The organism is Trujillonella humicola, from assembly GCF_046233715.1.
In the GTDB taxonomy this organism is placed as follows: domain Bacteria; phylum Actinomycetota; class Actinomycetes; order Mycobacteriales; family Geodermatophilaceae; genus Trujillonella; species Trujillonella humicola.
The window spans coordinates 49,855-60,416 of record NZ_JBJNRJ010000008.1; the positions used below are offsets into that span (position 1 = coordinate 49,855).

12 protein-coding genes are annotated in these 10,562 nt (G+C 75.4%); 5 read left to right on the forward strand and 7 right to left on the reverse strand.

Annotated elements, in window-relative coordinates; translation table 11 throughout:
• Positions 1 to 17: 17 nt before the first annotated feature.
• Together ACK586_RS06535 and ACK586_RS06540 are read right to left on the reverse strand one after the other, a co-directional pair.
• On the reverse strand, positions 18 to 1,391 hold the full coding sequence (locus tag ACK586_RS06535) for a phosphotransferase family protein (protein ID WP_409329650.1): 1,374 nt from the start codon (positions 1,389 to 1,391) through the stop codon (positions 18 to 20).
• Positions 1,388 to 2,389 carry an NAD-dependent epimerase/dehydratase family protein gene (locus tag ACK586_RS06540; protein ID WP_409329651.1) on the reverse strand — a complete coding sequence of 334 codons (1,002 nt, stop codon included), beginning with the start codon at positions 2,387 to 2,389 and terminating at the stop codon, positions 1,388 to 1,390. Before ACK586_RS06540 ends, ACK586_RS06535 begins: the two co-directional genes overlap by 4 nt.
• Positions 2,390 to 2,556: 167 nt before the next feature.
• Here ACK586_RS06540 and ACK586_RS06545 point away from each other — a divergent pair, with 167 nt between their 5' ends.
• Entirely contained in the window at positions 2,557 to 3,708 is a 1,152-nt protein-coding gene (locus ACK586_RS06545) for an Rv3169 family protein (protein ID WP_409329652.1), read from the forward strand.
• Here ACK586_RS06545 and ACK586_RS06550 read toward each other — a convergent pair.
• Both ACK586_RS06550 and ACK586_RS06555 read right to left on the reverse strand, forming a co-directional pair.
• A complete protein-coding gene (locus ACK586_RS06550) occupies positions 3,701 to 4,228 on the reverse strand; it encodes a nuclear transport factor 2 family protein (protein ID WP_409329653.1) in 528 nt (175 codons plus the stop codon). The two genes, ACK586_RS06545 and ACK586_RS06550, sit on opposite strands and share 8 nt — an antisense overlap.
• Before the next feature lie 13 nt (positions 4,229 to 4,241).
• The gene (locus ACK586_RS06555; RefSeq protein ID WP_409329654.1) at positions 4,242 to 4,784 is read right to left on the reverse strand and encodes a pyridoxamine 5'-phosphate oxidase family protein; all 543 of its coding nucleotides are present in this window, start codon (positions 4,782 to 4,784) and stop codon (positions 4,242 to 4,244) included.
• Positions 4,785 to 4,873: 89 nt separating this feature from the next.
• Here ACK586_RS06555 and ACK586_RS06560 point away from each other — a divergent pair, with 89 nt between their 5' ends.
• Together ACK586_RS06560 and ACK586_RS06565 are read left to right on the forward strand one after the other, a co-directional pair.
• On the forward strand, positions 4,874 to 5,326 hold the full coding sequence (locus tag ACK586_RS06560) for a nuclear transport factor 2 family protein (RefSeq protein ID WP_409329655.1): 453 nt from the start codon (positions 4,874 to 4,876) through the stop codon (positions 5,324 to 5,326).
• Between the two features lie 16 nt (positions 5,327 to 5,342).
• The gene (locus tag ACK586_RS06565) at positions 5,343 to 6,011 is read left to right on the forward strand and encodes an MBL fold metallo-hydrolase (protein ID WP_409329656.1); all 669 of its coding nucleotides are present in this window, start codon (positions 5,343 to 5,345) and stop codon (positions 6,009 to 6,011) included.
• Positions 6,012 to 6,098: 87 nt separating this feature from the next.
• Here ACK586_RS06565 and ACK586_RS06570 read toward each other — a convergent pair whose 3' ends face one another.
• Positions 6,099 to 7,823: a PEP-utilizing enzyme gene (locus ACK586_RS06570; RefSeq protein WP_409329657.1), complete on the reverse strand. Its 1,725-nt coding sequence runs from the start codon at positions 7,821 to 7,823 to the stop codon at positions 6,099 to 6,101.
• A 139-nt stretch (positions 7,824 to 7,962) separates the two neighbouring features.
• Here ACK586_RS06570 and ACK586_RS06575 point away from each other — a divergent pair, with 139 nt between their 5' ends.
• Positions 7,963 to 8,730, forward strand: coding sequence for a tyrosine-protein phosphatase (locus ACK586_RS06575; RefSeq protein ID WP_409329658.1), 768 nt, complete (start codon positions 7,963 to 7,965; stop codon positions 8,728 to 8,730).
• Between the two features lie 10 nt (positions 8,731 to 8,740).
• Here ACK586_RS06575 and ACK586_RS06580 read toward each other — a convergent pair whose 3' ends face one another.
• Both ACK586_RS06580 and ACK586_RS06585 read right to left on the reverse strand, forming a co-directional pair.
• On the reverse strand, positions 8,741 to 9,175 hold the full coding sequence (locus ACK586_RS06580) for a nuclear transport factor 2 family protein (protein ID WP_409329659.1): 435 nt from the start codon (positions 9,173 to 9,175) through the stop codon (positions 8,741 to 8,743).
• Complete coding sequence (locus ACK586_RS06585) at positions 9,172 to 9,666, reverse strand: VOC family protein (protein WP_409329660.1); 495 nt, start codon at positions 9,664 to 9,666, stop codon at positions 9,172 to 9,174. The genes ACK586_RS06580 and ACK586_RS06585 overlap by 4 nt, the downstream gene beginning before the upstream one ends.
• 80 nt (positions 9,667 to 9,746) lie before the next feature.
• On the opposite strand from ACK586_RS06585, the gene ACK586_RS06590 reads away from it, so the two are divergent.
• Positions 9,747 to 10,508, forward strand: a complete 762-nt coding sequence (locus ACK586_RS06590) for a histidine phosphatase family protein (protein ID WP_409329661.1) — start codon at positions 9,747 to 9,749, stop codon at positions 10,506 to 10,508.
• The last annotated feature ends 54 nt before the right edge of the window (positions 10,509 to 10,562 follow it).

The following is a 10,562-nucleotide window of genomic DNA, read 5'->3' on the forward strand; positions in this document are numbered from 1 at the left end:
CGGCCGGCCGCCGCTGCTCATCCCGGCGGCTGCGCCACCAGGTCGGCCAGCCGGCGCAGGAAGCGGTAGTGCACCGCGGTCCCGATCGCCAGCAGGTTCGGCGTCGCGGCGACGCCGTCGCGGAACAGCCGCAGGGCCGTCAGGTTCGCGCAGGCCCCCTTGAACTGGTTGAACGCCTCCCAGGCGTGCCAGTCCGCGGGTGCGAGCCGGACGCCGGTGATCCGCTCGATCCGCGCGTACCACTGCTCCGGCGGCGCCAGCTTGCGACCGCGGATGATCGCGAGGTAGGCCCAGTCCTCCGCCGCGTCGCCGTGGTGCACGAACTCCCAGTCGGTGAGCGCCACGATCCGCCCGTCCTGCGACAGGAAGTTGCCCGGCCCCGGGTCCCCGTGCACCACGACCGTGGGCCCGGTGGGCCGCAGGTGCGCCCGCAGCCACGCCGCGGCCTCGTCGAGCAGGGGCACCGGCTCGGGCACCGATCCCCGGTACACCGCCTCCCAGCGGTCGATCTGCGCGGCCACGGCGTCGTCCGGGCCGGGCACGGGGCCCAGGGCCGCGGACACCACCGCCGGGTCGTTGCGGTGGACTCCGTGCAGCGCGGCGACGAAGGCGTCGAGGACCTGGTCGTCGACCGCGGAGCTGCCCGGCACGAGGTCCATGACGAAGAAGGGCCGGCCGAGGACCCCGGGTCCCTCGATCCACCGGACCGGCGGCACCGGCAGGCCGGCGTCGGCCAGCGCCCGCATGGCCCCGGCCTCCAGCGTGCCGTCGGTGCCGAAGGTGCCGCCCTGCTCGATGCGGACCATGTACCCGGCCGGGCCGGCGGGGCCGCGCAGCTCCACCCGGAGCATCCGGCGGCTGTGGCCCCCGGACACGACGGTGGCCTGGGTGACCTCGACCGGGCCACCGCAGGCGTCGGCGAACCACCGGGCGAGCCGGTCGAGCTCGGCCTCGGGCACGCCCCGCGGCACCGGCGCGACGTCGGTCGCCGGGTGGCCGCTGAAGGTCTCCAGGAGCGGAGCGGCGACGCGGATGTCCTCGTCGAGCTGGTCGAGCAGCACGGCGCGCACCGCCGGCACCGCGCGCTCGGGCCGGGTGACCGCGTCCACCAGCGCGGCCGACGCCTGCCGCAGGGCCGCACCCAGGTCCTCCTCCGCGGGGTCGCCGTCCGTCGCATCCGGACCGGGGCCGGCGCCCAGCGCGGCCCGCAGCCGCCGCGCCCGGCCCGCCGGGTCGGCCTCCGGCCGGGCCGCGGCGTAGCGGGCCAGGCCGGTCAGCTGCACGGCGGTGTCCGCCGCGTGCCCGGGGGGCAGCGCGGGCAGGACGGCGTCGGCGAGCGAGGCCGCGACCGCCCGCCACAGGACCGCGTCCTCCACCGGGCCGGCCGTCATGCCCGCAGCTCCGCCGCCACGCGGGCCTCGAGGTCCAGGTCGAAGCCGGCGCCCCAGAGCGGGTCGGACATCGCGGGGCCCGCGTCGGCCAGCGGCGACCCGAGGAACCACTCGTAGGTCTGCGCCATGCCGGTCGCGAAGTCCCGCTCGGCGGGCAGGCCGAGCAGGTGCCGGGCCTTCTCCGTGCTCACGATCCCGTGGTGCCGGGCGAGGAACAGGTGGCTGAACGGCAGGGGGGTCAGGCCGGGCAGCGCCTCGTCGGGCACGTGCACCACGTCCGGCTCGACGCCCACCACCTCGGCGGCGGTCGCCACGTACTGCGCGGCCGTGACGCCGTCCCCGCTCAGGTTCACGACCTCTCCCACCGCGGCCGGGTGCCGCGCCAGCGCCAGCAGCCCGGCGCACAGCTCGTCGACGTGGCCGTAGGAGGTGGCGACCAGGCCCTGGTGCGGCTCGAGCACCGGCAGCCCGCGGCGGAGGCGGGTGAACATCGCCGTCTCCATGTCGTAGATGTTGTTGGTGGGCCCGTAGATCGCCGCGGGCCGCCCGACCGTGGCGGGGAACCCCCGGTCGCGAGCGGCGGCGAGCAGCACCCGCTCGGCGTAGACCTTGAAGCCGCCGTAGGTGGTGGGCGGCTCGTCGCGGACGGGCCGGTCCTCGGTCCACGGGAACACGCCGGTGGGCGCGTAGGCCATCACCGAGGAGACGAACACGTAGCGGCCCACGCGCCCGTCCAGCAGCGCGACGAGGTCCTCGAAGGAGGAGCCGCCGGCGGCCTTGACGAACCCGGAGACGTCCACGACGGCGTCCCAGTCCCCGGAGGCGAGAGCGGCGCGCATGGAGTCCGCGTCCGTCCGGTCGGCCACCAGCTGGCCGACGCCGGGCGGCGGGGCCGAGCGGCCCCGGTTGAGCAGGGTGACGTCGGCGCCGTCGCGGAGCAGGTGGTCGACCAGCCGGCCACCCACGAAGCTCGTGCCGCCGAGGACCAGTGTGCGCACCGCACCTCCTCGCCCCGGGGAACGGGGCTTCCGGACTTGTGGGACAAAATGTTGCACAGATGCCCTCGGCCGACAAGACTGCCGGAGGATCCACGACGGGCCCGTCGGGGCTCGCGAGCCGCCGCAGCAGCCGGCCGGGGCAGCTGCCGGAGAGTCGGGAGAGGGCCATGACCACGCCTCCGGGAGGACGGCTGACCCGGGCCGACGAGTGGCCCCGCCACCAGGTGGCCCGGACCTTCGACTCGGTGCAGAGCGACTCGCCGCACTGGAGCGACGGCTACTACTTCACCGCCTCCGACGAGGCGGGGACGGCGTCGCTGTACACGGCGGTCCGGCTCTACGCCAACACCGACGTCATGGACGGCTACGCCTGCGTCGGCATCGACGGCCGCCAGCACAACCTGCGCTGGTCCCGGCGGCTGCGGCCGGCCATCGACGACCTGGCGGTCGGCCCGCTGGCGGTGGAGGTCGTGACCCCGCTGGAGGAGCTGCGCACCACGTGCGCGCCCAACCGCTACGGCGTCTCCTACGACCTGACCTGGTCCGGGCTGCACGAGCCCTACCTCGAGGCCCCGGTCGAGCGGTGGGCCGCCGGCCGGCTCACCGCGCAGCGCTGCAACTACGACCAGTGCTGCGACGTCTCCGGCTGGATCGAGGTGGACGGCCGCCGCCTGGAGGTCACCCCCGACCGCTGGGTCGGCGTGCGCGACCACTCCTGGGGACTGGGCCGCACCGGCGGGCCCCCCACCCGGGCCGCCGCTCCGCTGCCGCCCGGGGTCGGGGACCGCACCTTCGCCGTGCGGCAGTGGGTCGTGCTGCGGCTGCCCGAGCGGGTGGTGTTCTGGCAGCTGCAGCTCGACGAGGCCGGCGCCGCCACCATGTTCGAGACCCGGGTGCTGCCGCGCACCGGCGGGCAGCCGTGGTCGCACACCGAGCTGGTCGACCTGCAGCTGCGGCTGGTCCCGGGACACCGGCGGCTGCGCGAGGGGACGATCGCGCTGCGCCGGCCCGACGGCGGCGTGGACCGGTTCGGCTTCACGGTGGTCGGGACCCCGGTGTACCTGCAGGGCGGGGGCTACTGGCAGGGCTTCGACGACGGCCTCGGCCGCGGGGTCTACCGGGGCGAGGACCACGGCGAGGGCGAGGTGTGGGACGTCTCCTCGCCCAGCGCCGTGCACGACCCGGGCGGGCTGTTCCGCGCCCGGTCCGACGCGTGGGCCGAGCACTTCGCCGTCTTCGAGAACACCGACGACCCGGCCGAGCGCGGCACCGGCCACCTCGAGTGCGTGATCGCCGGCGCGCACCCCGACCTCAGCTGACGCGGGGCGGGAAGGCGGCCGGGCCCAGCGGGGCGCCGGTGCCGCGGTCCTCGCCGCCCTGCCGGAACAGCCCCGTGTCCGCCCGCATCGGCTCCCCCAGCGGCTGCCGGCGGGTCCACTCGTGCACGGTGATCCGGTGGGCGATCCCCCACCGGCCGTCGCGCCGCTCGTACCGGTCGGCGTAGCGCCCCCACCACGCGTCGTGCACCGGAGCCCCCTGGTCGTCCGTGCGCAGCGTGTGCGCCAGGACGTAGGCCTCGCCTCGGGCGTCGTCGGGCCCGTCGACCTCGACGAGGTGGTTGAGCACGCAGTGCATCGTGGCGTCGTAGCGCCGGTGGGAGGCCAGCACCCGCTCGCAGAACTCCGCGGCGTCGCCGACGAAGACCCCGTGGTCGTCGACGGCCCCCGGCAGGTAGGCGCTGCGCAGCAGGTCGGGGTCGAGGCGGTCCAGACCGCGGCAGTAGCGCAGCACGACGTCGCGGATCGCCTCGACGGCGACCAGGCGGGCGAGCGGGTCCACGACGGCCGGCGGCTCAGCGCGCCGACGGTGCCGCGGACGGCGCGGCGGCCCACATCTTGGCGCTGTCGAAGCCGATCCGGCGGTCGGGGACGATCTCGAGCACCACCCTGCCCGGGGAGTCCAGGTGGGCGGCGAAGGAGGCGGCCTTCGCCTCGTCGCCGGGCCGCAGCCGGGCCGCGAAGGCGGGGTAGAACCAGGCCTTGGTCTCCGCGTCCTCGTGGACGACGCAGGTGCCCTTGTAGGTCAGCGACTTGCTGACGGCGATGCCGGACCCCTTCGAGGTGATCGCGATGCTCACCCGGGGGTCCCGGCGCACCGCGGCGATGCGGGGCCGCCCCTCGGTGGCGGTCAGCCAGAACCGGCCGTCGCGGGGCAGGTAGTTCATGACCACCCCCATCGGGTGCCCGTCACGGCCGGCCCAGATGAAGGTGCACTCCGTCTGCCGGGCCAGCAGCTCGGCCTCCTGCTCCTCCTCGAGGGTGTAGGAGCGCACGTCCTCCCAGTCGCGGGCCGTGTCGCCACGCATCGGGTCCCCCGGCGCAGACGCCGTCGTCATCGCTGCCTCCCCTCGTTCCGGCCTGGCCCGAGTCTTGCGCTAACTGGAGACCGTGTCTAGTTTCGCGGCGGACGACGAGGAGGCCTCCGATGGCGGACGAGCTGCAGGACCTGCGGGACCGGATCGAGATCGGCGACCTGCTGGCGCGGTACTCGACCGCCCTCGACGCGCGCGAGTGGGAGCTGCTCGGCGAGGTCTTCACTCCCGACGCCACCTGCGACTACGGCACCCTCGGCCGGCCGCGCGGGGTCGAGGAGATCACCGCCCTGATCCGGGGCACCATCGGCGACCTGGACGCGACCCAGCACCTGGTGGGCAACGTCGTCGTCCGGGTGGACGGCGACGAGGCGAGCGCCGACTGCTACCTGATCTCGCAGCACGTCCGCGCCGGCACCCCCGGCGGTGACCACTACCTGCTGGGCGGCCGGTACGCCGATCACGTGGTCCGCACGCCGGCGGGCTGGCGGATCGCGCACCGCACGCTGCACCGCACGTGGACGTCGGGCAACCGGGACGTCGTCCGGCGTCCCGGCCGGTCCTGACCGGGGGGCGGAACGCATGGGGTACAGCGGCCGGGCGGCCTACACCGGGGACGTCGACGCGTACGGGCCGGCGGACTTCCGGCGGCTGCCCGACGTCCTCGTCGCCAAGATCGGTCTCGGGCCGTCCGGGGTGAACGGCTACCTGCTGCGCTGCCTGCGCACCGACGAGCAGCTGCTCGTCGACGCGGCCGACGACCACCTGTTCGTGGCCGCGGTCATGGGGTCCCGCGGCCTGTCGGCGATCGTCACGACGCACGCGCACCCGCCGCACGTGCAGGCCCTCGAGTCGCTGGCCGAGACCACCTTCGCGCGGACGGTGGCGCACCCGGACGACGCCGGCGCGCTGCCCGTCCCGACCACGGATCCCGTCGGCGACGGCGACGTCGTGCAGGTCGGCGAGCTGCGGCTGACCGTCCTGCACCTGCCGGGGCACAGCCCCGGTTCCATCGCGCTCCTCCACTCCCCGTCCGACGGCTCGCCCCCGCACCTGTTCAGCGGCGACGCGCTGCTGCGCGGCGGCCCCGGGTCGACGGGCACCCCGGCGGAGCGGGCCGAGCTGCTGGAGGCCCTCCGTCGCAGGGTGTTCGACGTCCTGCCGGACGAGACGTGGGTCTACCCCGGGCACGGCCCGGACACCACCGTGGGCCGGGAGCGCGCCGCCCTCGCAGCCGCCGCAGAGCGCTAGCCGGTCCGCTGGCGGCCGGCGCGCCGAGGCCAGGCGGCACCGGCCGCCGGCTCTCGTCGAGCCGGCGGCCGGGCCACTCGGCCTTCGTCAGAGGCTGAGCACGGTCACCTTCCCGGTGGACCCGTCCACCTCCACCTCGGCGCCGTCGGGGATGCGCCGGGTAGCAGCCGTGACCCCGGCCGCGCAGGGGATGCCCAGCTCGCGGCTGACGATCATCGCGTGGCTGCCCATCGCGCCCACGTCGACCACGACGGCGGCGGCCACCATGAACAGCGGCGTCCACGACGGGTCGGTCTGCGGCGCGATCAGCACCTCGCCCGGCTGGAAGTCGGCGATGCTCGCGGTGTCCTGGACGACCCGCGCCCGTCCTCGGGCCACACCGGCCGAGGCCGGGCCGCCCTGCAGGACGTCGCCGGGCTTGGCCACCTCGACGCGAGCCTCGGCGCGGCGCGGGATCTCGGCCAGCGGCTGCACGCCGGTGCGCGCGTCGAGGAAGGTCGGGATGTCCAGGTCCGCGAGCTCCCGCCACCGCTGCTCGCGCTCGGCCAGCCGTTCCCGCAGCGCCTCCGGCTGCGCGACCAGGATGTCGAGCTCGTCGTCGGTCGCCATGAACAGCTGCCGCGCGCTCTCCAGGTGCCCCTCGGCGTGCAGCCGGCGGGCCAGCTCGGTCAACGCCATGCGGGCCTCGTGCATCACCTTGATGCAGTTGGTCTTGGCGCGCTCGCGCCACGCACCGAACCGGCGGGCCGACGCGACCGCGAGCTCGAAGGTCGCCAGGGCCTCGGCGTTGCCGCCGAGGATCTCCAGCGCCCTGCTCGTCGCCTCGTTCCGCTGCCGCTCCTGGTCTCCCTGCCGGCTGGCCGGCGAGGCCTCGTCACCGAGCTGGCGGAGCCGGTCGACCAGGCCCAGGGCCAGCTCGGGCCGGGTCTCCCACGAGTCCGCACCGAGGTCCCACTCGCTGGGGCCGCGGTAGCCGAAGTCGCGCAGGAAGCGGGCGAACTGGGCCGCGAAGTCGGCGTGCCCGGACTCGATCCGCCCGAGCAGCCCGGACACGCCCCGGTCGAACTCGGCCATGAGCGAGTCGTCGGCCCGCACCAGCCGGGAGAGGTCCCAGAGGGCGAACGAGGGCGCGGCGGAGTCGACGTCCCCGGCCTGACCGATGACCTGCACGACCAGGGAGGGGTCGGCCTCGCCCAGCAGCTGACCGAGGACCGCCGGACCGGTGGCGGCCTGGTTGCTCCCGATCGTCTCGCTGCGCCAGCACAGCCGCTCGATGGGCATGAGCGAGCGCGCGTAGGCCACCAGGGCCGCGGGGGTCAGCGCGGCCAGGTCGGGCCGGCTGGCCCGGACGCGGTCGGCGAGCAGCCGCTCCTCCTCCAGCTCCGGGAAGGTGGTGGTGGTCAGCGCCCACTGGGTGCGGGCGGCCATCTTGGCGCTGAGCTCCTCGTTGACGTCGTCGGGGCGCTCCTCGTGCGGCGGGGAGTCGGCGCTGAAGAACGCCGCGTCGATGGCCCGCCAGCCGATCCCTGCCCGGATGCCGACCACCCGCACGTTGGACTGGTTGATGTACAGGTAGCCGTAGAAGAAGCCGGCGACCGGCGCCATGTCCTCCTGGGCGAGCTCCGACGGCGTGAAGGCGTCGAGCGCCGAGTAGCCGGCGGCCCACCCCGGGATGATGTGCGGGATCCAGCAGAAACTCGCGCCCAACGGCGTGATCGGGTCGGGCAGCACGTCGTTGGCGTTGAGCCTCGTGTACACCGGGAACCGCTCGCTGGGGACGGTGTCGATCAGCCAACCGTGCTGGTCAGTCATGGACGGCGGTCCTTCCTGCTGGGCGGGCCGTGCCCGCGACTGTGACCCGACTCACCGGCCGGTCTGCGGGGAACCATAGAGGCACTAACTTGGCACTGTCACTAGTTTGGGGGCACCGATCGACACGGAGGTCCGTCGCATGGAGATCACCGGGGCAGCGAGCCCGGCCGCCCGGGCCCTGGCCGTCGACGGCCTGCTCAACGTGCGCGACCTGGGTGGGCTCAGCACGCCCGACGGCCGGCGCGTGCGCCCCGGCCGGGTGGTGCGGTCGGACAACCTGCGGGGCCTGACCGATGCCGGCGCCGTCGCCCTCGTCCGCGACCTCTCCCCCCGCCTGGTCGTCGACCTGCGCACCGAGGACGAGTGCGCGCGGGAGGGCCGGGGGCTGGCCGAGGTGGCCGGGGTCCGCTACACCAACCTGCCGCTGCAGCCGAAGGCGGCGCTGTCCGCGGAGCAGGTGGCCGCCGGGCTGGCCACCAACCTGCTGGACGACTACGTGCTGCAGATCCGCGACAACGGCCCCCCGCTGCTGGCCGCGCTGGAGCTGCTGGCGGAGGACGGCGCGCTGCCGGCCGTCGTCCACTGCACCGCCGGCAAGGACCGCACCGGCGTCCTGGTCGCCCTGCTGCTGGACCTGCTGGGCGTGGCCCGCGAGCAGATCGTGGCCGACTACGCCGCGACCACCGACAACATGCCGGGCATCCTCGCCCGGATCCGCTCCTCGCCCTTCTTCCGGGGGAACGGGCTGGCCGCGGCTCCGGCGTGGATCTTCGAGTCCACCCCCGAGACCATGCACGGGTTCCTGACCTGGCTCGAGGCCGAGCACGGCGGCGCGGAGCCCTGGGCCACCGGCAACGGCCTGTCCCGCGCCGCCGTCCGGCGGCTGCGCGACGGGCTGCTGGAGTAGGCGCCCCGGGTCAGCCCGGCGGGAGAGGGACGACGGTGCCGGGGTCCATCGGACCGCGGTAGACCATCGCGAAGCGACGGGCGGCGAACCGCCACCCCTCCTCCGTCCGCCGGTACTCGTCGTCGTAGTGGCCCAGGTGCATCACCCCCGAGCCGTCCTGCAGGTGGTTGAGCTCCAGGACCCACCAGGTGCCGCGGGCGGTGTCGCCGGAGACCTCCACGATCCCGGTCGGCGCGAGCTGCGCCACCCACGGGTACTTGGTCAGGGCCGACGTCCACAGCTCCAGCGCGGCCTGCCGGCCGTGCACCACCCGGCCACCGCCGAGGTCCCAGGTGCAGTCGGCCGCCCACGTCGCCGCCCAGGCCTGCGGATCACGGCGGCACACGGCGTCGCTGTAGCGCGCCACGAGGTTGCGGACGGCCAGCTCGTCCTCCGCCGCGGTCACGACCCGTCCTCCCGGCCCGCTCGCAGCCGGCGCTCCAGCCGGGGCCGGAACGCGGTGCTGACCAGCTCCCACCACAGGCCCGCGCCGCCGTCGTGGTAGCTGAACAGCGCCGGCTCCCCCTCGGCGGGCAGGTGCCGCACGCGGGAGGGCAGGCCTGCGGCGTCGAAGCGGGTGATGGCCCCCTCGAGGTCGTCGGCCCACAACCCGACGTGCTGGAGGCCGAGGGCGCCGGCGGCCCAGACCCCGCCGGAGAGCTCCTCGACCAGCTCCAGGTACGGCGGGCCCTCCAGGGAGTACGTCGCGGCCACGCGGGCCTCCTGCGGCCGGCCGTCGACCAGCACGTCGAACGCGCTCGACCCGACCGGGCTCCAGGTGAAGCCGAGGGCCTCGCCGTACTGCGCCATCGCGGCGCGCACGTCGGGCACCACGACGCCGACGTGGTACATGTCCAGCCCCTCGGGGGGCCTGCCGAACCAGCTCACACCCGTCACCTCTCGTTCCTTGAGAGCTCCTGCAGAAAGTAGCCGACCCGCGGCCGGGGCGGGCTCGTGCGTCGGCTAGCGTCGGCGCGGTGACCACCGCCCATCCGGTGCCCGCGTCGCCCTCGACCCCCTCGCCGGCGCGCCGGCCCCCCGCACCGGCGCCGCCGCCGTTCTCGATGCACCACACGTTCCTGCTCGCCCAGGCGGAGGCCACCGAGCTGGCCCTGGTCCGCCACGGCCAGCAGCAGCTGCCGACCTCGCCGGTGTTCACCCCCGCCGAGTGGGTGGACCCGCCGCTGTCGGCGGTGGGGCGCCGGCAGGCCGAGCTGGTCGGCGAGGCGTTCGCGCAGCGCCGCGTCGACGCCGTCGTCTGCAGCCACCTGAGCCGGGCCCTGGAGACCGCCCGCGCGATCGCCGGGCACCACGGCCTGGAGCCGCTGGTGCTGGAGGACCTGCGCGAGGTCGAGACCTACCGCGACCTGGAGGACGGAGCCACCCCCGCCGACGCCCTGGCCGCGCCGTTCTGGCGCGGGGTGCAGGAGCGGTTCCCCACCGAGCGGCGCTGGGACCTCGTGCCCTTCGGGGAGAGCAGCGCGGAGCTGCGGCACCGGGTGGTGTCCACCGTCGAGGGCCTGCTGGCGCTGCACCCGGACGCGAACCTGGTCGTGGTGTGCCACGGCGGCGTCATCAACGCCTACCTCGCCCACCTGCTCGGGATCGCCGAGGACATGTTCTTCCTGCCCGCGCACACCTCGGTGACCCGTGTCCGGCGGCTGGGCGCCCGGCGGGCGCTGCACAGCCTCAACGACCGCGATCACGTCGTGGCCGATCCGGAGCTGCTCACCTACTGAGCCGGGGGGGGGGGGGGGGGGGGGGGGGCGGGCGGCGGCGCGCGCGCGCGGGCC

What these genes read in the sequence shown, in the direction of transcription:
- ACK586_RS06535 (WP_409329650.1), bottom strand. Translation starts at nt 1,391, where the DNA reads ATGACGGCCGGCCCGGTGGAGGACGCGGTCCTGTGGCGGGCGGTCGCG.
- ACK586_RS06545 (WP_409329652.1), top strand. Translation starts at nt 2,557, where the DNA reads ATGACCACGCCTCCGGGAGGACGGCTGACCCGGGCCGACGAGTGGCCC.
- ACK586_RS06555 (WP_409329654.1), bottom strand. Translation starts at nt 4,784, where the DNA reads ATGACGACGGCGTCTGCGCCGGGGGACCCGATGCGTGGCGACACGGCC.
- ACK586_RS06560 (WP_409329655.1), top strand. Translation starts at nt 4,874, where the DNA reads ATGGCGGACGAGCTGCAGGACCTGCGGGACCGGATCGAGATCGGCGAC.
- ACK586_RS06565 (WP_409329656.1), top strand. Translation starts at nt 5,343, where the DNA reads ATGGGGTACAGCGGCCGGGCGGCCTACACCGGGGACGTCGACGCGTAC.
- ACK586_RS06570 (WP_409329657.1), bottom strand. Translation starts at nt 7,823, where the DNA reads ATGACTGACCAGCACGGTTGGCTGATCGACACCGTCCCCAGCGAGCGG.
- ACK586_RS06575 (WP_409329658.1), top strand. Translation starts at nt 7,963, where the DNA reads ATGGAGATCACCGGGGCAGCGAGCCCGGCCGCCCGGGCCCTGGCCGTC.